The following is a 22,535-nucleotide window of genomic DNA, read 5'->3' as shown; positions in this document are numbered from 1 at the left end:
TTGCCCTCCCTTAAGAATTAATCCATGCTTGATATATTTCACCGATGATACCATCTAGCTGATGAACACCGAGATCCGCGTTTGTCATGATCACAGCACCTTTGTTTAAATATGGAAACGCCACCATCATACTTTGATAGCCTACACCCCACCCAAGTGATGTAATTTCTAGCTCATTCCCTACTTTATCAAGAAACACACTAAGTCCAGACCATTCTTTTCCTCCTTGGGAAGTAATCAATTCCTTAGCAACCGTTGAAGAAATGCCTGTTATGCTTTCTCCTTTTAGTGCATTCATTAGTTCTTGGACTAGCTTGGCAATATCTTTAGATGTAGACCATAATCCTGAAGCAGCTGAGTATGGATAGATCGTATATTTATCCTCCACTACGTCTCCGTGCTTGCTGTGACCACATGAAAAGGTTTCCTTACATATACTAGACGAACTAATAACATATTTACTATTTTCCATATTTAATGGTCGAAAAATGAATTTATCCATTACTTGAGGAAATGGCTTTTTTAGAACGTCTTCTATAATTTGCTGAATGATACAATATCCTGCATCTGAATAATGAAATTCACTTCCAGGTTCATATGTAACATTTATAGGGTAAGCATTGTAATGACTTTCTCCTTCCAAAAGTTTGATCATTGATGGGGCTCTATAATTTGAATTTAGCTCTGCAAAACTATTAACAGGATCTTTAATACCCGACTGATGGCTTAGTAAGTTCCGTAGTGTCACCGATTTTAGTTTTGTAAATTTATTTTCGGGTAAATGCCAACTTACAAGTTTCTTATTTATATCTTCATCTAGGTTAATTTTCCCTAATTCGGTGAGCTTCATGACTAGCATTCCAGTTAAAAACTTGCTTATCGAACAAGCGTTAAAAAGAGTATCTTCTTTAATTTTTTTCTCACATCCCTTTTCTAAGGAGCCTTCATTGACACCCTCACTTATTTGCCCTTGATCAATAAATGTAATGCTTATACCAGGTACCTTATAAAATTTCATTCGCTCTGCCAGCTCAAAATCCTCTATTTTCATAAAATCCCCCCATTATTTAGATACTAACACGAATATACGTTCTTATAAAGAATATTTTGTTAATTCATACAAGAAAACGTAGGCACCTATGTCTGCCCCGACAGGCAAATGGAGAAAAGCGAGGAGGCAGTTCCTCAGCCACCGGAGCTTTTATCCATTTGACCCCGAGGGGCAAGGCGATGGAGCTAGACATCAACAAAAGCGGATTCGCCTGTCACTGCCCCGACAGGCAAATGGAGAAAATGCGAGGAGGCAGTTTCTCAGCCACGGGAGCTTTTATCCATTTGACCCCGAGGGGCAAGGCGATGAAGCTAGACATCAACAAAAGCGGATTCGCCTGTCACTGCCCCGACAGGCAAATGGAGAAAATGCGAGGAGGCAGTTTCTCAGCCACCGGAGCTTTTATCCATTTGACCCCGAGGGGCAAGGCGATGGAGCTAGACATCAATTTATCCACAGGTTCAGAATTTTATAATTTCCTAAACAACAAAAAAAGAACCTAAATCATTTAAGATTTAGGTTCTTTCATCTATTTATTAAGCTTCTAGCATTTTGTTACGTAATACCATTTGAAGGATACCACCATGACGGTAGTAATCTACCTCAACCTCTGAATCGAAACGAGCAAGCACGTTGAATTCTTTTACAGAACCATCTTCAGCTTTAGCAGTTACTTTCAGAATATCACGAGGTTTAACTCCCTCAGCAATGTTAATGCTGATTTCCTCTTTACCAGTTAATCCTAATGTTTCAGCATTTTCTCCTGGCAAGAAGTTAAGTGGTAGAACACCCATCATTACAAGATTTGAACGGTGAATACGCTCAAAGCTTTCTGTAATAACAGCTTTAATACCTAAAAGATTTGTTCCTTTTGCTGCCCAGTCACGAGATGATCCCATCCCGTAATCTTTTCCACCGATTACTACTAAACCAGTACCTTCTTCTTGGTACTTCATAGCAGCATCATAGATAGACATGATTTCGCCCGTTGGCCAGTAAGTAGTGTATCCACCTTCTGTACCAGGAGCAATTTGGTTACGGATACGGATATTAGCGAATGTACCACGCATCATTACTTCATGGTTACCACGACGTGAACCGTATGAGTTGAAATCACGAATTTCTACGCCATTTTCACGCAAGTATTTACCTGCTGGTGTATCTTTACCGATAGCACCTGCTGGAGAGATATGGTCAGTTGTAATAGAGTCACCGAATTTCGCAACTACGCGAAGTCCAGCAAGCGTTTCAATTGAACCTGGCTCCTTAGATAATCCTTGGAAGAATGGTGGGTTTTGAATGTAAGTTGATTTGTCATCAAATGAATACAATGATTCAGTTGAAGTTTCAATTGCATTCCATGCTTCGTTTTCATCAAATACGCGTGCATATTCTTTTTGGAATAGCTCACGAGTAACTACTTTAGAAAGCACTTGGTTAACTTCTTCTGTAGATGGCCAAATATCAGCAAAGAATACTTCGTTGCCATCTTGGTCTTTACCAAATGAATCTTTTTGTAAATCGATGTCAACAGTACCAGCAAGAGCATACGCAACAACTAATGGTGGTGAAGCTAAGTAGTTAGCTTTTACTAATGGATGTACACGGCCTTCAAAGTTACGGTTACCAGAAAGAACTGAAGTTACGAAAAGATCTTCGTCAATAATTGCTTTCTCGATTTCTGGCAATAATGGACCAGAGTTACCGATACATGTTGTACAACCGTATCCAACTGTGTTAAATCCGATTTCATCAAGGAATTTGTCTAGTCCTGAATCTTGTAAATAACCAGTAACAACCTTAGAACCTGGTGCTAATGAAGTTTTTACGTAAGCAGGAACTTTCAATCCTTTTTCTACTGCTTTTTTCGCAACTAAACCAGCTGCAAGCATTACATATGGGTTAGATGTGTTTGTACAAGAAGTGATTGCAGCAATAGCTACAGCACCAGTTGGCATAACAACATCTCTGTCTTCAAATTTAACAGTTGCAGATTTATCAAATTCTTTCTCTGGTAATCCGAAGCCTTGTGTACCTTGAGGAGCTACTACGCTTTCACGGTAACGAGATTTCATATCAGTAAGAGGAATTAAATCTTGTGGACGTTTTGGTCCTGAAAGGTTGGCTTGAATTTCTCCAAGGTCAATTTCAATTACATCTGTATAAACAGGCTCTAAAGCTGGATCAAAGAACATGTCGTTTGCTTTTAGGTAAGCTTCAACTACTTCGATATGCTCTTCTTCACGGCCAGTTAGACGTAAGTATTCAAGAGATTCTTCATCAATTGCGAAGTATCCACATGTTGCACCATATTCTGGAGCCATGTTAGCGATTGTTGCACGGTCAGCAAGTGGTAATTTAGATACACCAGGACCAAAGAACTCAACAAATTTACCAACAACACCGCGTTGACGAAGTACTTGAGTAACTTTAAGCGCTAAGTCAGTTGCAGTAGTTCCGTTTGGAAGATCTCCTACTAATTTTACTCCGATAACTTCTGGGATTGGGAAATAAGAAGGTTGACCAAGCATTCCTGCTTCAGCTTCGATACCACCTACACCCCATCCAAGTACACCAAGACCATTAATCATAGTTGTATGTGAATCAGTACCTACTACTGAATCTGGGAATGTTTCTAGTGTTCCGTCAGCACTTTCGTTCACATGAACGATTGGTGCTAAGTACTCTAGGTTAACTTGGTGAACGATACCAGTTGCTGGAGGTACAGCACGGAAATTATCGTATGAAGTTTGTGCCCATTTCAAGAAATTGTAGCGTTCTGCATTACGTTCAAACTCAAGATCCATGTTTGCTTGTAAAGCTGATGCCGTACCGTATTTATCTACTTGTACGGAGTGGTCGATAACAAGGTCAACTGGAATAGCAGGGTTGATTTTATCTGGATTTCCGCCCATTTCGTTCATCGCAGAACGTAATGCTGCTAAATCAACTACTACTGGTACTCCTGTGAAATCTTGTAGGACAACACGAGAAGGCTTAAATGGAACCTCTGCTTCTGGATCCGCATCTTTACCCCATTTTGCTAATTGTTCAACGTGCTCATCTTTAATTACATATCCATCATGTTGACGTAACACAGACTCTAGTAATACTTTAATTGAGTATGGTAGACGTGATACGTTTGCAATTCCTGCTTCTTCTAAAGCAGCTAAACGATAATAAGTATATTCTTTTCCATTTAGCGTGAAAGAAGTACGGCTATTGTGTAAGCTATCTTTTGCCATTTGTATTCCTCCTAATATCTATTGAAAAGACTCTATTCAAGTAACTTTTCTCCACCATTAATCATAACTTAACTCTAGCGATAAGTAAATTACATTAAAATTATTATAAGTAATAATTAATTCTTATGACCTTTTATCTTTTTAATTGTTTTCTCTAATTGCTTTAAATGTCTTTTTTCATGTAAACCAACGAATGGAAACCACTGCACAAGCGGTACCCTGCCAAATAAGGGATGCTTTAGTGACTTATCTTGAAAAACTTGATAATCATTATTAGCATATACTTTTAATAATTCCATTCTAGCTGCATGTAATTGACTTTTCATCACCTCTTTTGTCTCGTAATCGGGCTTCGGCACGGTATACTTTGGCGCCTTAACTTTGATCAAACGAAGGGTCGAAACCTGAATCGGCTTTTTTTTCGCATGCGGACTATTAGGATCAGCTAACTCCGACTTAATCCCTTTTACAATCGTATTCTCCATTTTGACTAAGTGTTCCATAATCTCTTTTGGTGACCAAGAGTTATTATCCGGTTTTCGATTGAACTCCTCCTCATTTAATGAATCTACAAGTCTAAAAAGCTCTGCACGTATTGTATTGTTTTTTTCAAGAAACATTATTTACCTCCACTACACTATGTTTTGTTTATATCTATTCTTATACCCACTATACAACCTTGCAATCTAATTTCTTTTCACTCTTTATACTTCGCTTAGTTTACTACTGGTATCTATGTACTTTTCAATAGATGAATTAATTGTTTCCCTTTCGTTTGATCGGATACTCTAGGTATTGGTATGCGATAAGGCAATCACCATGGAAACACAATCATTTAGTTTTTCTTATAATGGCGTGTTAATCGTTTTTTTGTTCCATAGTTGGGACCTTCTATAGAAGTCAGTAACCGATTATCCTAGTAATTCAGTTACATTATACTCTTAGAAAGTATATAGAGAAATATGATTATGTTATTTTAGCTTGTGTGTTTCTAAGTAAGTTATTAGTCTCAGAAGTAAATCAGTTGTCATGAATTTTACGGGAAAATAAAGACGGAATATTTAAATTTAAAAGCAAGAGGTTTAACGTCATCTCATGTTGGCTATACAAAGAGTGTAATCGAATTAATAAATATTTGAGGAGATGAAAGAAAATGGGACTAATTTTATACTTAATCATCGGTGGGATCATCGGTTGGCTAGCAGGACTAATTCTTGGTAAGGATATCCCTGGTGGAATTATAGGAAACATTGTAGCTGGTATCATTGGTGCTTGGATCGGTGGAATGATTTTCCCTGATATGGGACCAGTAATTTGGGACATGGCAATTATTCCAGCTTTAATCGGTGCTATTATCCTAGTTGCTATTTTAAGTTTAATCTTGAAAAGTATGCGTAAATAATTTTAATGAAGTTAACACGGATTTAAAAGGTTATTTTTGAAAAAGAGACTGCCCCAAATTTTGATTAATATCAAAAATTGGAGGCAGCCTCTTTTTTGTTGAATTTAAAAGCCTAAGGATCCTTAAAATAGTTTGATTTGAACTTGAGCTGAAAGGTCGCTCTAATTAGTTCATAAAAAAACCTATTAAAAACTCCAAGGAATCTTTAATAGGTTTTAAATATGAATTTATTTACCTTCTTCAATCAATGTTTCCATATCAATTACAATTTCTTCTTTAGGTACATCTTCGAATCCGGTATAATTTTTCACTGCAATACCGTTTTGATCGATCAAATAAAAACGAGATCCATGAATTACTTGGTCATCGTTTGGATTATTTCGAACAAGCGCTTTAAACGATTGTTCCGCAAATTGGGAGATATATTCTTGAGAATATCCAGTTAAAAGCTCCCAGTTACTTTGATCAGGCACATCAAACATGTCCAAATATTCTTGTAATTTTTCCGGAGTATCAACCTCAGGGTCTACACTGAATCCCACAATCTTATAATCCTCTATACCCTTTTCCTTTAACATTCCTTGTATTTCTGCAAGATTAAATGTCATTGGCGGACAAATTGTTTCACAATTTGTAAAGATAAAAGTAGCCAACCAAACCGTTCCCTTTAAATCCTCTAAAGAAGTTTCTTCGCCTCGTTGATTGTCAAATTCAAATTCTTCTATTTCCCAGTTTGTTTGGGCTTTAAAGTCACTGCTTCCACAACCGGCTAGTACCAATAAGCTTATCATTATAATACCCAATAATTTTTTCATTGCATGACTCCTTTATAACATCCTAGCCTAATCTTAACCAATGTGGATATTACGTTCAACTACTCTGTCTTTTAGATTTCAACAGTTTTGTGTCTATACGTTGCTCAAGGATAACAGTGCATTTTTAATTTCTTCAAGCTTGCTCTCTACTCTGTGCATTAAATAGAATGACACAAAAATAGGGAAGCCTACATCTTGAATAACCGAAAGCCACTGGTCCATAGGGATAACCTCCTTTTCATCTTCTCCAAAAGTACAAGCGACTATAACACTATTTACTAGAAGATCCAAGCCACTCTCCAAACATTCTCTCTGCTTTTTTCCACTCTCCGCTTTAAATTTGAAAAGGTATTAAGAGCTGTTTTCTCTTAATACCCCCCTTACCCATGTTAGATTATTGAATTGACATTACGTTCAACAACTTTAGCACCTTTAATACCGCTCAAACTAAAGCTATCTACATGAAAAGTGTTGCTGTTAATGAGTGATTGCATCCCAGCTTCTATTTCCTCACGTGTCAGATTTTCACGAGGCTCGTCTACTGATAGGGTCAATTCCTTCCCATTAGCTGTTTCAAATTGAAGTTGTAATGTTTTAGCCATGTTTTACCCTCCCTATTTTTAGTTTAAATTAGATGTTTGTACTTTCTCAGCTATGATAAATGGACTTGCGGAAAAGCCTGAGAGAATTATTACCGCAGCTTCTAATTGGTCTGCAGTAGCACTAGCCTTTACATTTCGATACGTTTTTGACTTTGTTTTTAACTTACCGTTTTCACCCATACCAGCTTCAAAAGTAATTCTTAATACGGAATGCTTGTGTTCTAAATTAGCCATCTGAATCACCTCCCTTCACTCTCTATATAGAAAGTTTTTACTCGAAAGGATACATTCATGATGAAAAATTATTTCAAACACCTTATACTAATAGATAGAAGAATGAGGTGAAGAGATTGTTAGAAGGATGGTTTATGTGGTTTATACTTTTTTGGGTTGTTGTCTTAGTGTCTTTGATGGGAATAGGCGGATTTTTCATGTTCCGAAAGTTCCTCAAATCGATGCCTAAAAGAGATGGTAAATCTGATCTCGACTGGGAAGAATATTATGTAGATAAAACTATACACCTATGGAACGATGAACAGAAAGCTTTGTTAAACGAGCTAGTTACTCCAGTACCTGATTTATTCAGACCTGTTGCAAAACAAAAAATAGCTGGGAAAATTGGAGAAATTGCTTTAAAAGAAAATGCCAAGGCTATCACACAGGAACTGTTGATACGTGGATATATCATCGCCACTCCTAAAAGAGATCATAAGTTTTTACGTAAGAAACTCAAGGAAATGGAAGTAGATGTTTCACCATTTGAAAAGTATTTTGCTTTGTCAGAGGATCGAAAAAAAACGAGCACCCCTTAAAAAGGATGCTCGTTTTTATATTGGCTGTTTTTGCATTTTCTTAAACTGTATGAACATTGCAATTCTCCAAGGGACAATCATCCCAAATGCTAAAATCCAAAACATTCCACTTAATGCTCCCACATCAATGGAAGAGCTAAGAGCAATTTTACCAACTAAACGAATGATTAAAAGCCCGATTAATATGAAGATGAATGCTTTTGACTGTTTCAGATAGATTTCTCCATCCTTATGTTCAAACTTAGACGTCCATATTAGAACGATAGAAAATAACATTCCTATTAACAAAGCTTCACCTATTTGCGCTAACGTTACTCGGAAGAAAGGAAATACAAACATTATTGCCCCGGTTGACATAAACAAAGGGGGTAATAAAATTTTTTTAGCACTTGCTGGTTTTTTTGCAGATTTTGCCCGTAAGGTTGTGACTAGAATTCCCATACCGAGCGCAATGACTGTTGAGACAATGATCATAACATTGGCCGGAATATTTTCTAACATTGGTATTCCCCATATCTTTTAGTTTCTTCATTTAATAGATTTAATATATGTCGGTTACATTACGTAACACGTTCACGAGTTGATCTGGATCAAACGGTTTGGTGATGAAATCCTTTGCACCGTACTCCAACGCATCGACAATAAGCTTTTGCTGCCCAAGTGCAGTGATCATTACTATCCTGGCTTCTGGAAATTCAGCAATAATATGCTTTACTGCTTCGATTCCTGTCATAGTTGGCATAGTAACATCCATTGTGACTACATCGGGTTTTAACTTTCTATATTGTTCGATAGCCTCGAGTCCATTAGAGGCTTCGCCCACTATCTCAAATGGATGATCATCTAGCATTCGTTTAATGGTTGTACGCATAAACACTGCATCATCCACTACTAAAACTGTCGGCATATCATTGCCTCCTTATTTAAAATCCAGTAAAGTCTCCAAAAATCGGGCTTAATATACGAATTATATAAGTTAATCCGTCGAAAAACAATAGAATACCTAATGCAATCATAATATAGCCACCGACTTTAACAATCAGATTACTATTTTTACGAATCCAGTTCAATCTAGTGATAAAGAAGGACAGAACAAAGAATGGGATTGCAAAGCCTAGAACATATGCAAGCATATACCAGACGCCTGAACCAGGATTAGATCCAGCTAGTAATAATACAGACGCTAGAATCGGACCGGTACAAGGCTGCCAGCCTGCTGCAAAAGCCATACCTATTAAAAAAGTCCCTAAGTATCCAGATGGTCTGTTTTTAAACTGTAATTTTTTTTCTTTCATTAAAAATTCCGGTTTAAAAACTCCAACGACTATTAATCCAAATACAATGATAAAAATTGCACCAACTTGACGGATTAAGTCATCATACTGGATAAAAAATGTACCAATTAACGATGTGGCAAACCCTAATGCGATAAATATAGCAGAGAAACCAAGCAAGAAAAATAATGTATGAAGCATACCTCTTTTTTGCATTAGCTTTTTATCTGTTTTAATTTCTTCTAGTGACATACCAGTTATATAAGATAAAAATGCAGGATACAACGGTAAAGTGCAAGGGGATATAAAGCTTAAAAACCCAGCACCGAACGCCAGTAGTAAGTTAAGATCTGTACTCACGGCAGTCTTCCTTTCCAAATTACTGTTCCTATCGTATCAAATTTCCTTTACTTTTACCCTATTAAAGCTTGTGACAGCTTTTTGAATTTTTTTATGCTATATCCTCGACTACCCCATTTTGAAGCAGGTACATTTTGTGATATAGGCCTTTCTCATTCAATAATTGCTGATGCGTACCTCTTTCTACTATTTCCCCATGGTGAAGAACGAGGATCAATTCTGCATCTTGAATAGTACTTAGACGATGCGCAATTGCAATAGTCGTTCTTCCTTTACGCATTTTTTCTAAGCTACTTTGGATGGCAACCTCAGTCTCAGTATCGATATTTGCAGTTGCTTCATCTAAAACAAGGATTTTAGGATTCGTTGCGATAGTTCTTGCAAACGCTATTAGCTGTCTTTGACCACTCGAGAACGTAGAACCTCTTTCCGACACCTTCTGCTTATATCCATTTGGTAACTTTTCAATAAACTTATCGGCTTGCACAAATTCAGCTGCTTCTCTCACTTCTTCGTCAGTCAAATTGTGACCATGAAGTCTTATGTTGCTCTCAATATCCCCATAAAAAAGGAATGGATCTTGTAGCACTAACCCCATCTTGTTTCGAATTTCAGCAGTCTGAAAATCTTTTACAGAGTGCCCGTCAATTTTTATATCTCCATGTTCAAATTCATAGAAACGCATAAGTAGATTTATAATTGAGCTTTTCCCGCTTCCAGTATGCCCTACTAATGCTACCGTTTGGCCAGGCTCAGCAGTAAATGAGATATTCTTTAAGACATTCGTTTTTCCATCATAGGAAAAAGTAACATTTTGAAACTCTATTTTCCCTTTATCAATCGTAGCTGTTTCCACATTTTTCTGTGTAGGAGCCAAATCACTCTCGTCTAACAGTTTAAATACCCTAGATGCAGCTACAATCGCTAATTGAAAAATCGATAACCTTTGCATCACCTGGTTAATTGGCTCAAAAAATCTATCTATATAAGTAACAAAAGCATAGATCACCCCAACCTCCACGATATTATCCATAGAAGTGACTCCAAAATAGCTGAGGAGAATAATAATTGCTAAAGCATATACCATATCGATTGCTGGTCGTAGTAACAGGCTGTCTAGCTTTATATTTCTTCTTCCAGCCTTCCAATGTGATTCATTGATTTCATTGAACTCATCCTGCAAACGATCTTCCTGTCTAAATGCTTGAATCATAGTCATCCCTTGTAAAGACTCTGCCAGCTTTGCATTCAACTGACTTAGTCGTTCCCTCAAGTCCTGGTATACTACCGAACTGTATCGACGGTAGGTAATGATGATTACAAACAAAATAGGCAATAAAATGGTAGTAATTAAAGCAAGCTTTACGTTCAGTAAGAACATAGCAATATAGACTCCAATAACTAGAAACCCACTTTGTACAAAGCCTACTAATACACTAACAAACATATCCTTGATGGCCTCGGTATCATTGGTAACCCTAGATACGATGCTACCTGCAGGAGTTTTATCAAAATAACGCATCCCTAGGCGATGAACTTTCGAAAAGACATCAATACGCATCTGTTGAATGATTTTTAATGCAATCTCTTGGAACTTTAACAATTGGAAGTAACTTACGAGAACATTTCCAATTTGGATAAATATATATCCCAATGCCAGACCAACGAGTGGTCCAGTAGGAAATTCTCTGGGTGTTAAATAATTATCCATAAACGTTTTTATTAGATATGGTCCAAGGATATCTCCAGTAACCGTTAATATTAATAAAAACAATGCAAAAGCAATCATTTTTTTATGTGGTTTTAAGTAGGTTAGCAGTCTTTTAAGAACTAGCCATTGGTCTTTCCCAGTCAGTGTTGGCTGTTTTTCATTCATCAGACATCCCTCCCTTTTTCCACAAGATTCTCTAATTGCTGTAACTGATACATTTCATAATACATCCCTTTTAGTTCCATTAGCTCTTCATGCGTCCCTTTTTCCTTAATAGTACCTTCATTCATCACAATAATTTGATGTGCATGTGCAATGGCACTTAAACGATGGGAAGTAATAATAGTCGTTTCATCTGTACGGCTTTTCTTCAATGATTCTAATATTGCTTCCTCTGTTCTCGCATCAACAGCTGAAAGAGAATCATCAAGTATTAGTAATTCTGGCTTCATCATCAAGGCACGTGCAATAGAAATACGCTGCTTCTGTCCACCTGATAACGATACTCCCCGCTCTCCTACTATCGTGTTATAGCCGTCCGTAAATTGAAGGATATCTTCGTGGATATTGGCCAATCTTGCTGCTTCATAGATTTCATCCATCGTTGCATCTGCATTTGCGAACGCTATATTTCCAGCAACTGTCGTAGAGAATAGGAAGTGATCTTGAGGAACATAACCAATCGCCTCTCTCAAAGCTCTCTTCTTATAGGCAACTATGGAATGGTCGCCATACATAATATTACCGCGATACCCCTCAAACTCTCTCATTAACAATTTTAAAATCGCTGTTTTCCCTGAGCCGGTCTTCCCTACAATTCCTAATGTTTCACCTTGCTTTAGGGTAAATTGGATATTGTGCAAAGCAACACGATCGTCACCAGTAAATTTGAAATCTTCAATATTAAATTGAATATCACCTTTAGGCTTAACGTCCAATGCTCCTACATGGTCATCGATTTCAATTTCTTCCTCTAATATATTTCTTATCCGATCATAGGAAGCTCTTCCACGCTCTACAATATTAAATAGATAGCCAAATGCTAGCATCGGCCAAACTAGTAATCCTAAATAGGAAGTAAAAGCAAATAGGTCTCCAATGCTCATCTCATCAGCTAATATAAAACGTGTTCCAAACACAATAGACAAGAAGAAACACATTCCCACGACTAAAGAAATCGTTGGGTCAAATAAAGAATCTACCTTGGCTACATGCATATTTTTAGCGACAACTTCTTTTGATAGATTAACAAAATCGTCTGTATCTTCTTTTTCTTGTCCGAATGTTTTAATGACTTTTACCCCGGAAATACTTTCTTGAGCTTTATCATTTAAACTAGAAAAAGCCTCCTGTGCAAAACGGAAACGTTGGTGGAGCAGTTTTCCATAATAACTAGTAGAAATGGCCATCAACGGTAATGGCAGTAAGGCAATGATTGTAAGCTTCCAGTTAATCGTAATTGCCATTGCAGCTATAACAAAGCCCCCCGTTGCCAAGGAATCCACCAAGGTTAAAACACCTGACCCAGCCGTCTGTTGCACTGCAGACAAATCGTTTGTCGCATGTGCCATAAGATCTCCAACCCGTTTTTTCTGGTAAAAGGAAGGAGCCATTTTGGTGAAATGATTAAATAGTTTTTCTCTCAATAACCTAGCGAGATAAATAGAAGAACCAAAAATCATAATACGCCAGTAATAACGTAGAACATACATCCCTATTGCTGCTAAAGCTAAAATAGTAAGCCATTTAAATAGAAACTCGTTAGTAAGTGTCCCCGCATGAATCTCGTCTACTACTAACCCAATAATTTTTGGTGGAAAAAGCTGCAAAAATGCAACAAATAGAAGCATTAAAACGCCAAATAAATATTGCTTTTTCCTTTGTTTAAAATACCAGCCCAACTCCAAGAATACTTTCACTATATTTCCCCCATATTACAAATTAAGACTTTACTAGTTTAGCAAATGTTTGAACATTACGAAAGATGGAAAAACAAAATAATTCGGAATCTGAAATATTTTATTAAATAATATCATTTGGGTTCGTACAAGAAATTATAATTATGATACATTTAATAAAAACACAGTGGAAGGCGGCATTAAAATGTTCGATGACAAGGTAGTAATCATTACTGGCGCAGCTCAGGGTATTGGCAGAGGAGTTGCGCAAGTATACGCAGAGAATGGTGCTCACGTGATTTTAGCTGATAACAATGAATCGCTTGGTAGACAAACGGAGGAATCTCTTTTACAGCAGGGGTACTCTTGTCTTTTTATAAAAACGGATGTCCGAGTGGAAAAAGACGTTATAAATTTAATGGAACAAACTTCTAAAGAATTCGGAACGATTGACATACTGATTAACAATGCAGGGAAATTTCAACCGAGCTCGCCTTACGACTTATCATTGGATGAGTGGGATGACGTCATTCATACAAATTTACGAAGCGTTTTCCTTTGTAGTCGTGAAGCAGCCAAAATTATGAGAAATAATGAATACGGTGGGTCCATCGTATCGATGGCTTCTACAAGAGCTTTTATGTCCGAGTCCAACTCCGAGTCCTATGCTGCTACTAAAGGCGGCATTATTTCGCTGACCCATTCCTTAGCAAGCTCATTGGCTAAGGACAATATTATAGTCAATTGTATATCTCCTGGATGGATTGAAACTGGAGACTATAACGACCTCCGGGAGGTAGACCATGCTCAGCATTTCTCGGGTCGTGTAGGAAAACCAAGTGATATCGCTAAGGCCTGTCTATATTTGACGGATCCTTCTAACAACTTTGTAACAGGCACAAATGTAACAATCGATGGTGGCATGACAAAAAAGATGATCTATGAGGCATGAGTCCCTCTTCTAAACTAATAAAATCCTTTCATTCTTTTACATAAGAGAGTGAAAGGATTTTTATCGTTTATGTTATTTGAGGATGACAATAGGTACTGACTTTACTATTAATTGTAGGTGCGTAAAGCTATTGTTCTGTAAAAGTTATTATGTATGGATTGCTTAGGGCTGATAGGGAATCAAAAATGTCCACCTATTAACGTATAATGAACGAACTCTAAATTTTCTCCATCTATGTAGAAGCCATTTTCCTTAGCTTGAACCTTTTGAAATCCATTTTTCTCTAAAACCTTTTGTGAAGCGATGTTATTAGCTGTGGTTTTAGCATTCACTTGATTAATTTCTTCCCATGAAATGGTTTGTAGCAACAATGCTACTGCTAGACTAGCAATCCCTTTCCCTGAGTGCTCTGCTCCAATTCTGTAGCCCAAATTGGCCTTTTTTTGTTGTTTATCAATATCTATTAAATTAATACGCCCTATTATAGATTTCCCTTCCTTGATGAGAAAAAAATAGGATTCTTCCCTTGCTTGTTCCTCTAACAAAGCAATATTCTTCCTCATAAATATTTCGTGGTGATAGTAACCTTCTCCCCTTGAAGGTACTGTCTGTTCAAAATAAGTCCTGTTTTTGGATTCAAAAAGATATAGCTCTTCTATGTCCTCCATCTTTAGCCTTTCAATACTAATATTCATTTAAAAACTCCCTCTCCCTGAAGACGAGCTATTAATTGCTTTGATTCTTATTCAACAACTGTATTCGCTCTTTTTCTTCCTGTTTATCAATGTATTCAAAAAAGCCAATTTGGTTTTCCCATGGATCCATAAAAGTGGCCCATTTAGCCCCAACTTCTTCCCTCGAGTGAATTTCGAAGTATTCTATATTAAGTTCCTTCATCACTCGGTCACGTTCTGCAACCAAATCCTTCACAGCTAAACGCAACGGACCACTCCCCTTTGCTGAAGTGCCTTCCGAAACCTGAAGCCAACAGCCTGAAATTATTTCCCATTCTACAAACCCATCATGAGGAATAAGATCTCCCTCTCTTTTTAATAATGTTTTATACCATTGATGACCTTTTGTGAAATCGGATACTCTTATTTGGACTGTCATTTCAAAAAACATTAGCATTCCTCCGTATTTAACTTGATTGTATGGACCCTCGTGTTTGCATCCTTCTTCATAAGTTTATAGTTGGACACACCTATTTTGGTTTGGTAGACAGGGTCTTTACTTCCCACCCACACAAGAACCGTTCCACCCCAGGATATTTTTCGCCAAGGCTCGAAACAGTAAACCCGTAACGCCGATAAAAACCTACCGATTCGCAGTCTGTTTCCGCGGTTAATCGATGAAGCCCTAACTCCTGCACGACATAATCTATCATTCTGCTTCCTAGTTTTTGTTTTCGACTATTCGGGGTAACTGCTATATGCTTTATTTCTGCATGATGTCTCTCTATCATTTCTATTCCTATACATGCAACATAGACGTCATTGGTTTGCCAGCCATAAAGCGTTCTTGTTTCTATTTGTTGATACAGATTATATTCTTCTCTTACTCTTTCGGTTGATGTGGCATGCTCTAGTAACTTAAAAATATGTACGTCTATTTGGTTTCCTACAATTTCATCCAATTAAACACCATCCCTACACGGTTATTACTCTAAAACGTACTGATGAAAGGTAGTTCACTGCATCCTATTAGATGTGTAAGTTTTGCTTTTTTGCATAATAACAAAGCAATTGATCCATGAAAGAACAGGCACCGCCAACAGCATAACGTTAAAACTATTTGTATTCTTCAAAAATTCTTTTGCGTCCATCTCATACAATATAGCTGCCACTATTCCTAATAAGCATGCATTTACTCCAAAACTCGTTAGCATCGCATGACGGCGCCCCCACTTTTTTGACACGAGCAAGGACAGGAAGGTTGTTACTATAAAGGTTATTAATATAATAATTGCAACAATAAAATACAAAACGTTCACCTCCATAGCTTTATATTCTTTTTGCATTAGCTAAATACCTCCTTCTCCCAATAGTTTTCCATTGCTTTTCTTCTCGAAATAACATAATTTATGAAATAATAGATTTATATTATTATGTAAAGGAATGAAGCAAATGACTGTCGAGAAAATTACAACGGAAGAAGCTTTAAAAAATGCTTTTAATATAAGAAAAAGTGTGTTTGTTGAAGAGCAGGGTGTTCCTTTAGAGGATGAATTTGATCAATTTGATCAGTTGGATGGGCAGTGCCAGCATATTTTAGTGTCCATCGATCATAAAGCAGTAGGTACGGGTCGTATTCGAGCGGTCGATGGAGTAGGAAAGCTAGAACGCATCTGCATTTTAGAGCCATTCCGTAAACTCGGATTAGGAAAAGTCATTATCCATTCCCTAGAGGAAATAGCGAAGGATATGAGTCTTTCTAAGGTTAAGCTTCACGGTCAAACGCACGCCGAGGGCTTCTACGTGAAACTTGGTTATCACACAGCCTCCGATGCTTTCATGGAGGATGGTATTCCCCACCTTTTAATGACCAAACACTTAAATTAATTTAACTATTCTAAAAATAAAAAATTTATGCTACAATACGATTAAATCTGTTTGGAGAAAGGATACAAACTCTTATGCCAACATTTACTTTGTAATGGATCAACTAAATTGGATAGCACTTTTCCTGATTATTTTAACCAAGGGATTAGTCTGCCCATCTACCATTACAAAGGAACAAGAGCAAACCAGTAGTTTCGTATGCTTTTAGGGATCCTTTTGGGGTCTCTTTTTTGTTGTACAAATTAATAACGATTCTACCAATGTCCAAACGGATGCAATTGTTCCTTTATCTTATATGAGGTGAAGGAAATGACCGTTATACGTCATGATTGGGAAATTCTAAAGAAGCAAACAGTTCGTTCAGAGATAAAGCATTGCAAAATGTGTGGGAAAAACTCTACGTTTACCGACACTAATATACGAAGACATAATTCTAATGGGAAGCATATATACCGATTTGCTATTTACAAATGCGAAAAAAACCACACTTGGAATAAAAAGCTAGACATTTATAAAGCTTTTCGTAAACATGAGAGGGTTTATGGACGAGAGCCTGTATATCAAAAAAGCATTTTGACAGAAATACCCGTTCATCTTTATCTAGAAAATCGAGTATCGGAAGTTCATATAATGATTAAGTCTATAGAAGGGGTGTATCGTATTGACTCTCTTCTTTCTCAACAAATACCTGATTGGAGTAGGACTGTTGTCGTTGATAAAATAAAAAGCGGTTCTATTTTGGTAAATGACCAATGCATTAAGCCAAGTATGAAAGTAATGCCTCATGACACTATTATGATTAAGCTAGACTAAAATAATGGTTCTAGTATGTAAAAAAGGAGGCTTGTGACCAACGTCCAAGTCCTCCCTTTTTTATTTCTTATGTCCTCCAAGTAGGCCCGCCCGCTTAACAGCAGTGCCAGCTTCCGTATAGGAAACTGCACGTAAAACAGCGGTTGAACCATACTTGTTTCGAAGATAATCCATCGTTTTCCCAAGCTTTCGTTCCTTCCACTTCCCTTCCTCAAAAAGGCTTAGCTGCATCGAGTTCTCTGGCTCTAGATTGGTGATCGAAATGGATAGTTTCCTTACCGGGCTGCGGTCGTAAAAGTCATCAAAAATTTGCTCGCACATTTTATAGATTTTCATGGTCGCATTCGTTGGTTCATCTATAGAGCGTGAACGATTGAATCCACCACCAAAAACTTCCTTACTATAACCGACCGATAGATGAATAGTGCGTCCAACCATATTAGCTTCTCTTGTTCTTCTGGCCACGTCCTCACACATTTCCAGTATGACTGCCATTACTTCTTTTTTCGTTCGATAGTCGCGAAACAATACTTGACCCTTTCCATAGCTTATCTGACCATCTACAATGGGTGCTCCCAGTTCCGAGAGATCTATCCCCCAGGCATGGTGGTACAGCTGATTTCCCATCACCCCAAATTTTTCCTCCAGTAGATCCAAGGAAGTGTTTGCGAGCTGCCCTACATTGAAAATCCCCATATTATTTAACGTTTTTTCCAATCGTGATCCTATCCCCCACATTTCACTTAACGGGGAAACAGGCCACAGCTTTTTAGGGATGTCTTTATACGTCCATTTGGCAAAGCCAGTTTTTTTTGCCTCCAAATCAAGTGCCAGCTTTGCCACAAGCATATTCGGCCCCAACCCCACTGCACATGGAAGCTGAAACTGATAATGCAGGCCATCCTGAATACGTTTGACTGTACGCTCAATTGGTCCCCAAAGCTTTTCGGTTCCCCCTAAATCAGCAAAGCATTCATCCACGCTGTACACATGAATAGATTCACTTGGGACAAACTGATTTAAATAACGTGTTATCTCCATTGAAACCCGAACAAAAAACTCCATTTTCGGCTCTAGTAGATGGATGGAAGGATCGTCTGGTATTTCAAATAATCTGGACCCCGTTTTAACACCAAACCTTTTTTTCATCGGAGGTGAAGCAGCAAGCACAATACTTCCCTTCTGCTCCAAGTTTCCAATAACCGCAATAGGCGTATTCATCACATCAAGCCCCGCCTCTGCCGCAGCACAGCTTGCAAAAAAGCTTCGGATGTCTATACAAATAATGCTTCGATCTTCTAAGCCCTCATACATAAAAGCTTCTCCTCCCAAAAGAAACATTTGTTCCTCTTAGTATAATACAAACGTACGTTCTTATTCAATGGTAATGTAGACCATTGGAGGAGTTGTATCGGACTGGCTGACATTTGCTCGGATGGCCATTTTAAATTTAAAAACTCGTTACAATTACAGGTTTACTTGTGAGGTGCAAACGTAAAATCACCGTCTTAAAAACACAGTATTTCACAAAATAAATCACAGTATATTTCGCAGATAAAAAAGGTTGCAACAAAAGTTTCTTCAAAATACAATATAGCTGTTTTCCGCTCCGGCGGGCGCTTTCTGCGGTGCACGATTTTAATCTCCTCACGTCGCTTTGCTCCAAACAATGAGAACAGAGAAATAATTTTTAATTAGAAATCAGTTATCTTTAAAAAAGTAAAGACGTGAAATCAAGTTGCTGATCTCACATCTTTTAATTTATTGACTAGTTATGTCACAGATCTTTTCTATCTATTTTAACGAACGCCCCGTTAGTCGATTTATTACAAAATAATTTCTTCCCCGATACTTATAGCACGAAAAGGATTTCTTTCCTTTGATTTTAACGATTCAATAAAGTCTGGAGTTAAATCCTCTTTGTTAATAATTATTGTTGTAGAACCAGATACTAAACCGTTTAAAAAAATGGGTTCAACAGATTCGGGATTCTTAAGTCGCTGATAAAAAAAACTGTCTAAAACAATAGTTGCATAACTAAAATCACCTGTATAATTAATGAATTGAAAGTTAACTTCAAAAATAAGGTCATCATTGTTTTCCTCTATCTCATAGGTGAACCTTTTTACTTCTGCACTTTTATTAGGAAATAAAATCCACACTAAGCACAATAAAAAAATCACAGATATAATGAAAATTAGTACTTTGTTTCTTTTCAAAAATTCCCCTCCATTTTATTAACCTGCCCGGTTAGCGCAAGGACACCCTTTTACAATCTTTCCAGATCCGTAATATCATTTTAACATAAATATCCATTATCCTAAGTGTGTAATTCACCTACTAATCCCCCAAAATTAAAACAGTAAAAACGCACTGTGAATTACATTTTGAATTCAAGTGCGTTTTACTATGTTTGCGCCTCTGAAGTAAACTCGTTAGTTACAACATAGACTTGTCTTTATTATGAGCCTAGCTGTCATTCATTCTACTTAGTGACCTCTGGCTTACATGAGAGGAGGTTAATAGGTTTTCCTAAACTTTCTGCTTTTCTTTCCCCTCATGTAAAAGTTGCATTTTATCCTGTAGCTGTTGCTTATTCCATTCCACGACGTCCTCAGATACAAACGCCACTTTCTTTCTCTTTGGAATTCTGACTTGTCCATTCACAGCCCGAGTATAACCTTCTATCATGGCGGAAATGGCTAAAATAACTAAGGCAAAGCATATTGCAGGACCTAGTGGGAGCCAAGGCACACCTTGTAAATATCGGAAAGATGATCCAAAAAGTCCAGCCCATTCATAGGCAATCGATTTTGGAGGGTCTCCAAACATAGGGTCATAGCTAACTGCCGTACCTCCAATATATAATTGCAACAATCCTAGGTGAGTGAACACCACTAATGTTTCTACTACCTGTTGGCCATATAAAACAAATAATTTCTCTCTCATCATTGGAAATAGATGACGAGTAATAATTCTCGGTCGTCCAGCACCCAGTGTTTTAGAAGCTAAAACATATTCCTCCTGATAGAGAAGGTTAGCCTCATTACCTATAAGTGAAGCTACTATCGGTACCGTAATGATTGCCATTAATACTACTTGAATAATAATTCGCTCCCATACTGTTGTAGAAAATCCCTCCATCGGCTCCCATAACACAGGGTAAAGCATTAGATAAGAGAATATCGTCATAGGAATATAATGTAGAGGATCAATAGCACTGTTAATAAGCGTACGTCTCTTCTGCCAATAAGTACCGATTGCAAACCCTAGCGGTACTGCGATGAGCATTCGAACAGCTGCAACACCCATTGCCGAAATGATGGTATATTTTGCACCAAGCATGATTTTAGCAAACATGTCATAGCCATACTGGTCCGTCCCAAGTGGGTGCATCCAGCTAGGAGATAACGGCGCAGCTTCTATAACTCTGCCATTCTCCATTAAAAAGTAGGTTTGCTTCGGATCTGGTCCAAAAATCCATTCAAATATAAAACTACCTAATAAAAAGAAGGCTAATATAATAAATCCAAACACAAAATAAGGCTGTCTCCAAATTGATTTTTGCTTCATCCTATTGCTCTCCCCTTGTTCACATGACGTAGAAAATACCATTCACCAAAGCTATACAGGAGGAACACTGGGAAAAAGAAGCTACACACCGTTATAAAAAATAACTCTCCAGTTATATTAGCACTCAAATAAAACATAATACCTGGCATATTAAACATACGTTCTAGGATAAATAAGTTGGAAAGCATAAACCACATCGTTTTTTTCGATTGAAAAAAGATACTAATAATCGCGTTTCTAAACATATGTATGAGTAAAATAATCAATTTGCCGAATCCAAGCGATCTTGCAAGCTCTGTATACATTTTCCGTTCCTCTGCCTCAAAAGTAAGCATACTTAATCGGTAAAGCTGAACCATAGGAAGAATCATCAAACATACTACTGGAAGCAAATAAATTTTCTCCCCACCTGTAACGGCTATCTTCACAAATACTCCTGTATGCCTATGAATGATGATCACTAGAAGCTGAATGAGCATTATAATCAATATATCCGGAATTGATTCCAAAAAGAAAAAAACAGTTTTAATCCGCTGTCTAACTCGTTCTTTACATAACATAGTGATCACAGTAAAAAATAGAGCTAACAGAACAGCCACTATAAGTGCCAAAAATAAAGTCTCGAGAGAATACTGGATGTATTCTCCAATATGCAAACCCGCATATTTTTCTAATAGTTTACTTAAAGGAAACAATCCAAATAGGTGGTCTCTATATTCTTTCCACCAAAACTCCCCTTGCTGGAAGCCTGTAATTAACAACGGTAATCCACTAATCAGTACAATACCAATAAACGCAACACCTAGCTGAAACATCCATCTCCAAAAAACTTTCATAATAATCCCCCGTGACTAAAATTTACGATGAAATTATCATATCACAATAATTAACGAATAAAAGAGAATTTTCAGGAGACTCAATATATTTAGAGGAAAAAGGTAGTTTTTAGTTTTAATTGTTAAATGCTTCACTTAAACTATGATTCTAAAAAATCTCTGTAATGGGTAAATGGTTAACTTTGAAGGTTATGGTAAGAGGAAGGTTTTTATCGGACTATGTCGAATAAGTTAATATATGTAAAGTAATGAATATAAGAGGCATTACTCAATTCTGAAGCGACACTCAACGGTGTAGTTTATCTATGGGGGATTTTATATGATAAGCAAAACAAAAAACTCTAAATATCTAGATTTCAACAGCTATTTCAAGAAATTATTTCCCTATATTTTTATCCCAACTTTATTAGTATTTCTGATAAGTGATTCTTTCATTACAGATAATCCGTTTAAGGAATTAGAGGATTATGGTTCATTTTTATTTGTAAGTTTATTTTCCTTATTATTGGCAACTATAATCAGCTCAGTAATAATTAGTCTTATCTGGGCTTTTACTAAAAAGGTCGATTAAGTTGATTAACTGTGTGTCTTGATAAAACACAAAAAATGAGCTTGGACTACGTGGTCCAG

The 22,535-nt window shown here is 37.1% G+C and carries 26 protein-coding genes; 6 read left to right on the top strand and 20 right to left on the bottom strand.

Annotated features, from left to right (window positions below):
* Positions 1-10: 10 nt before the first annotated feature.
* Positions 11-1,051, bottom strand: a complete 1,041-nt coding sequence (locus NSQ95_RS09230; protein WP_342560739.1) for a serine hydrolase domain-containing protein — start codon at positions 1,049-1,051, stop codon at positions 11-13.
* A gap of 179 nt (positions 1,052-1,230) precedes the next feature.
* Here NSQ95_RS09230 and NSQ95_RS09225 point away from each other — a divergent pair, with 179 nt between their 5' ends.
* Positions 1,231-1,554, top strand: coding sequence for a hypothetical protein (locus NSQ95_RS09225; protein ID WP_342560738.1), 324 nt, complete (start codon positions 1,231-1,233; stop codon positions 1,552-1,554).
* A 33-nt stretch (positions 1,555-1,587) separates the two neighbouring features.
* On the opposite strand, the gene acnA is transcribed toward NSQ95_RS09225, so the two are convergent.
* On the bottom strand, positions 1,588-4,296 hold the full coding sequence (gene acnA / locus NSQ95_RS09220) for an aconitate hydratase AcnA (RefSeq protein ID WP_340883573.1): 2,709 nt from the start codon (positions 4,294-4,296) through the stop codon (positions 1,588-1,590).
* Between the two features lie 116 nt (positions 4,297-4,412).
* Positions 4,413-4,916 (bottom strand): DinB family protein, encoded by a 504-nt coding sequence (locus NSQ95_RS09215; RefSeq protein ID WP_340883574.1) that lies wholly within the window; start codon positions 4,914-4,916, stop codon positions 4,413-4,415.
* A 533-nt stretch (positions 4,917-5,449) separates the two neighbouring features.
* Between NSQ95_RS09215 and NSQ95_RS09210 the strand changes: the two genes are divergently transcribed.
* Positions 5,450-5,698 (top strand): GlsB/YeaQ/YmgE family stress response membrane protein, encoded by a 249-nt coding sequence (locus NSQ95_RS09210; protein WP_340883575.1) that lies wholly within the window; start codon positions 5,450-5,452, stop codon positions 5,696-5,698.
* Positions 5,699-5,925: 227 nt separating this feature from the next.
* On the opposite strand, the gene NSQ95_RS09205 is transcribed toward NSQ95_RS09210, so the two are convergent.
* The 4 genes from NSQ95_RS09205 to NSQ95_RS09190 form a co-directional block, all read right to left on the bottom strand.
* Positions 5,926-6,513, bottom strand: coding sequence for an SCO family protein (locus NSQ95_RS09205; RefSeq protein ID WP_340883576.1), 588 nt, complete (start codon positions 6,511-6,513; stop codon positions 5,926-5,928).
* A gap of 93 nt (positions 6,514-6,606) precedes the next feature.
* Positions 6,607-6,735, bottom strand: coding sequence for a YvrJ family protein (locus NSQ95_RS09200; RefSeq protein ID WP_169359197.1), 129 nt, complete (start codon positions 6,733-6,735; stop codon positions 6,607-6,609).
* 167 nt (positions 6,736-6,902) lie between these two features.
* On the bottom strand, positions 6,903-7,115 hold the full coding sequence (locus NSQ95_RS09195) for a DUF2922 domain-containing protein (RefSeq protein WP_340883579.1): 213 nt from the start codon (positions 7,113-7,115) through the stop codon (positions 6,903-6,905).
* An 18-nt stretch (positions 7,116-7,133) separates the two neighbouring features.
* Positions 7,134-7,349 (bottom strand): DUF1659 domain-containing protein, encoded by a 216-nt coding sequence (locus NSQ95_RS09190; protein ID WP_340883581.1) that lies wholly within the window; start codon positions 7,347-7,349, stop codon positions 7,134-7,136.
* Between the two features lie 134 nt (positions 7,350-7,483).
* On the opposite strand from NSQ95_RS09190, the gene NSQ95_RS09185 reads away from it, so the two are divergent.
* Complete coding sequence (locus NSQ95_RS09185) at positions 7,484-7,927, top strand: DUF2621 domain-containing protein (RefSeq protein WP_169359200.1); 444 nt, start codon at positions 7,484-7,486, stop codon at positions 7,925-7,927.
* Between the two features lie 15 nt (positions 7,928-7,942).
* Here the strand turns inward: NSQ95_RS09185 and NSQ95_RS09180 are convergent, their stop codons facing one another.
* The 5 genes from NSQ95_RS09180 to NSQ95_RS09160 form a co-directional block, all read right to left on the bottom strand.
* Positions 7,943-8,428 carry a cytochrome c biogenesis protein CcdC gene (locus NSQ95_RS09180; RefSeq protein WP_340883584.1) on the bottom strand — a complete coding sequence of 162 codons (486 nt, stop codon included), beginning with the start codon at positions 8,426-8,428 and terminating at the stop codon, positions 7,943-7,945.
* Between the two features lie 40 nt (positions 8,429-8,468).
* Complete coding sequence (locus NSQ95_RS09175) at positions 8,469-8,834, bottom strand: response regulator (protein WP_340883585.1); 366 nt, start codon at positions 8,832-8,834, stop codon at positions 8,469-8,471.
* A gap of 16 nt (positions 8,835-8,850) precedes the next feature.
* Positions 8,851-9,561 carry a cytochrome c biogenesis protein CcdA gene (locus NSQ95_RS09170; RefSeq protein WP_340883586.1) on the bottom strand — a complete coding sequence of 237 codons (711 nt, stop codon included), beginning with the start codon at positions 9,559-9,561 and terminating at the stop codon, positions 8,851-8,853.
* A gap of 91 nt (positions 9,562-9,652) precedes the next feature.
* Positions 9,653-11,437 carry an ABC transporter ATP-binding protein gene (locus tag NSQ95_RS09165; RefSeq protein WP_340883587.1) on the bottom strand — a complete coding sequence of 595 codons (1,785 nt, stop codon included), beginning with the start codon at positions 11,435-11,437 and terminating at the stop codon, positions 9,653-9,655.
* Positions 11,437-13,191 carry an ABC transporter transmembrane domain-containing protein gene (locus NSQ95_RS09160; protein WP_340883588.1) on the bottom strand — a complete coding sequence of 585 codons (1,755 nt, stop codon included), beginning with the start codon at positions 13,189-13,191 and terminating at the stop codon, positions 11,437-11,439. Before NSQ95_RS09160 ends, NSQ95_RS09165 begins: the two co-directional genes overlap by 1 nt.
* 184 nt (positions 13,192-13,375) lie before the next feature.
* Between NSQ95_RS09160 and NSQ95_RS09155 the strand changes: the two genes are divergently transcribed.
* The gene (locus NSQ95_RS09155) at positions 13,376-14,122 is read left to right on the top strand and encodes an SDR family oxidoreductase (RefSeq protein ID WP_340883589.1); all 747 of its coding nucleotides are present in this window, start codon (positions 13,376-13,378) and stop codon (positions 14,120-14,122) included.
* 179 nt (positions 14,123-14,301) lie between these two features.
* On the opposite strand, the gene NSQ95_RS09150 is transcribed toward NSQ95_RS09155, so the two are convergent.
* The 4 genes from NSQ95_RS09150 to NSQ95_RS09135 all read right to left on the bottom strand — a co-directional run bounded on the left by NSQ95_RS09150 (position 14,302) and on the right by NSQ95_RS09135 (position 16,142).
* Positions 14,302-14,817 carry a GNAT family N-acetyltransferase gene (locus NSQ95_RS09150; RefSeq protein WP_340883590.1) on the bottom strand — a complete coding sequence of 172 codons (516 nt, stop codon included), beginning with the start codon at positions 14,815-14,817 and terminating at the stop codon, positions 14,302-14,304.
* Between the two features lie 31 nt (positions 14,818-14,848).
* Positions 14,849-15,247 carry a VOC family protein gene (locus tag NSQ95_RS09145; protein WP_340883592.1) on the bottom strand — a complete coding sequence of 133 codons (399 nt, stop codon included), beginning with the start codon at positions 15,245-15,247 and terminating at the stop codon, positions 14,849-14,851.
* Between the two features lie 79 nt (positions 15,248-15,326).
* Positions 15,327-15,758 carry a GNAT family N-acetyltransferase gene (locus tag NSQ95_RS09140; RefSeq protein ID WP_340883593.1) on the bottom strand — a complete coding sequence of 144 codons (432 nt, stop codon included), beginning with the start codon at positions 15,756-15,758 and terminating at the stop codon, positions 15,327-15,329.
* A 54-nt stretch (positions 15,759-15,812) separates the two neighbouring features.
* A complete protein-coding gene (locus NSQ95_RS09135; protein WP_340883594.1) occupies positions 15,813-16,142 on the bottom strand; it encodes an MFS transporter in 330 nt (109 codons plus the stop codon).
* Between the two features lie 106 nt (positions 16,143-16,248).
* Between NSQ95_RS09135 and NSQ95_RS09130 the strand changes: the two genes are divergently transcribed.
* Together NSQ95_RS09130 and NSQ95_RS09125 are read left to right on the top strand one after the other, a co-directional pair.
* Positions 16,249-16,683: a GNAT family N-acetyltransferase gene (locus NSQ95_RS09130; protein WP_340883595.1), complete on the top strand. Its 435-nt coding sequence runs from the start codon at positions 16,249-16,251 to the stop codon at positions 16,681-16,683.
* Positions 16,684-16,992: 309 nt separating this feature from the next.
* Positions 16,993-17,496, top strand: coding sequence for a cytoplasmic protein (locus NSQ95_RS09125; protein ID WP_340883596.1), 504 nt, complete (start codon positions 16,993-16,995; stop codon positions 17,494-17,496).
* Between the two features lie 60 nt (positions 17,497-17,556).
* Here NSQ95_RS09125 and NSQ95_RS09120 read toward each other — a convergent pair whose 3' ends face one another.
* The 4 genes from NSQ95_RS09120 to NSQ95_RS09105 all read right to left on the bottom strand — a co-directional run bounded on the left by NSQ95_RS09120 (position 17,557) and on the right by NSQ95_RS09105 (position 21,905).
* Positions 17,557-18,810, bottom strand: a complete 1,254-nt coding sequence (locus tag NSQ95_RS09120; protein WP_340883597.1) for a UV damage repair protein UvrX — start codon at positions 18,808-18,810, stop codon at positions 17,557-17,559.
* Positions 18,811-19,322: 512 nt separating this feature from the next.
* A complete protein-coding gene (locus tag NSQ95_RS09115; RefSeq protein ID WP_340883599.1) occupies positions 19,323-19,715 on the bottom strand; it encodes a hypothetical protein in 393 nt (130 codons plus the stop codon).
* Between the two features lie 313 nt (positions 19,716-20,028).
* Complete coding sequence (locus NSQ95_RS09110; protein ID WP_340883601.1) at positions 20,029-21,069, bottom strand: ABC transporter permease subunit; 1,041 nt, start codon at positions 21,067-21,069, stop codon at positions 20,029-20,031.
* Positions 21,066-21,905 carry an ABC transporter permease subunit gene (locus NSQ95_RS09105; protein WP_298469961.1) on the bottom strand — a complete coding sequence of 280 codons (840 nt, stop codon included), beginning with the start codon at positions 21,903-21,905 and terminating at the stop codon, positions 21,066-21,068. Before NSQ95_RS09105 ends, NSQ95_RS09110 begins: the two co-directional genes overlap by 4 nt.
* Positions 21,906-22,535: the final 630 nt, after the last annotated feature.

The organism is Psychrobacillus sp. FSL W7-1457, assembly GCF_038593405.1.
Classification (GTDB): Bacteria; Bacillota; Bacilli; order Bacillales_A; family Planococcaceae; genus Psychrobacillus.
This window is presented reverse-complemented; position numbering and strand designations above follow the sequence as displayed.

What these genes read in the sequence shown, in the direction of transcription:
- NSQ95_RS09195 (WP_340883579.1), bottom strand. Translation starts at nt 7,115, where the DNA reads ATGGCTAAAACATTACAACTTCAATTTGAAACAGCTAATGGGAAGGAA.
- NSQ95_RS09120 (WP_340883597.1), bottom strand. Translation starts at nt 18,810, where the DNA reads ATGTATGAGGGCTTAGAAGATCGAAGCATTATTTGTATAGACATCCGA.
- NSQ95_RS09210 (WP_340883575.1), top strand. Translation starts at nt 5,450, where the DNA reads ATGGGACTAATTTTATACTTAATCATCGGTGGGATCATCGGTTGGCTA.
- NSQ95_RS09180 (WP_340883584.1), bottom strand. Translation starts at nt 8,428, where the DNA reads ATGTTAGAAAATATTCCGGCCAATGTTATGATCATTGTCTCAACAGTC.
- NSQ95_RS09135 (WP_340883594.1), bottom strand. Translation starts at nt 16,142, where the DNA reads ATGCAAAAAGAATATAAAGCTATGGAGGTGAACGTTTTGTATTTTATT.
- NSQ95_RS09105 (WP_298469961.1), bottom strand. Translation starts at nt 21,905, where the DNA reads ATGAAAGTTTTTTGGAGATGGATGTTTCAGCTAGGTGTTGCGTTTATT.
- NSQ95_RS09130 (WP_340883595.1), top strand. Translation starts at nt 16,249, where the DNA reads ATGACTGTCGAGAAAATTACAACGGAAGAAGCTTTAAAAAATGCTTTT.
- NSQ95_RS09110 (WP_340883601.1), bottom strand. Translation starts at nt 21,069, where the DNA reads ATGAAGCAAAAATCAATTTGGAGACAGCCTTATTTTGTGTTTGGATTT.
- acnA (WP_340883573.1), bottom strand. Translation starts at nt 4,296, where the DNA reads ATGGCAAAAGATAGCTTACACAATAGCCGTACTTCTTTCACGCTAAAT.
- NSQ95_RS09215 (WP_340883574.1), bottom strand. Translation starts at nt 4,916, where the DNA reads ATGTTTCTTGAAAAAAACAATACAATACGTGCAGAGCTTTTTAGACTT.
- NSQ95_RS09125 (WP_340883596.1), top strand. Translation starts at nt 16,993, where the DNA reads ATGACCGTTATACGTCATGATTGGGAAATTCTAAAGAAGCAAACAGTT.
- NSQ95_RS09145 (WP_340883592.1), bottom strand. Translation starts at nt 15,247, where the DNA reads ATGTTTTTTGAAATGACAGTCCAAATAAGAGTATCCGATTTCACAAAA.
- NSQ95_RS09205 (WP_340883576.1), bottom strand. Translation starts at nt 6,513, where the DNA reads ATGAAAAAATTATTGGGTATTATAATGATAAGCTTATTGGTACTAGCC.
- NSQ95_RS09225 (WP_342560738.1), top strand. Translation starts at nt 1,231, where the DNA reads ATGGAGCTAGACATCAACAAAAGCGGATTCGCCTGTCACTGCCCCGAC.
- NSQ95_RS09230 (WP_342560739.1), bottom strand. Translation starts at nt 1,051, where the DNA reads ATGAAAATAGAGGATTTTGAGCTGGCAGAGCGAATGAAATTTTATAAG.
- NSQ95_RS09165 (WP_340883587.1), bottom strand. Translation starts at nt 11,437, where the DNA reads ATGAATGAAAAACAGCCAACACTGACTGGGAAAGACCAATGGCTAGTT.
- NSQ95_RS09175 (WP_340883585.1), bottom strand. Translation starts at nt 8,834, where the DNA reads ATGCCGACAGTTTTAGTAGTGGATGATGCAGTGTTTATGCGTACAACC.
- NSQ95_RS09155 (WP_340883589.1), top strand. Translation starts at nt 13,376, where the DNA reads ATGTTCGATGACAAGGTAGTAATCATTACTGGCGCAGCTCAGGGTATT.
- NSQ95_RS09190 (WP_340883581.1), bottom strand. Translation starts at nt 7,349, where the DNA reads ATGGCTAATTTAGAACACAAGCATTCCGTATTAAGAATTACTTTTGAA.
- NSQ95_RS09185 (WP_169359200.1), top strand. Translation starts at nt 7,484, where the DNA reads ATGTGGTTTATACTTTTTTGGGTTGTTGTCTTAGTGTCTTTGATGGGA.
- NSQ95_RS09150 (WP_340883590.1), bottom strand. Translation starts at nt 14,817, where the DNA reads ATGAATATTAGTATTGAAAGGCTAAAGATGGAGGACATAGAAGAGCTA.
- NSQ95_RS09200 (WP_169359197.1), bottom strand. Translation starts at nt 6,735, where the DNA reads ATGGACCAGTGGCTTTCGGTTATTCAAGATGTAGGCTTCCCTATTTTT.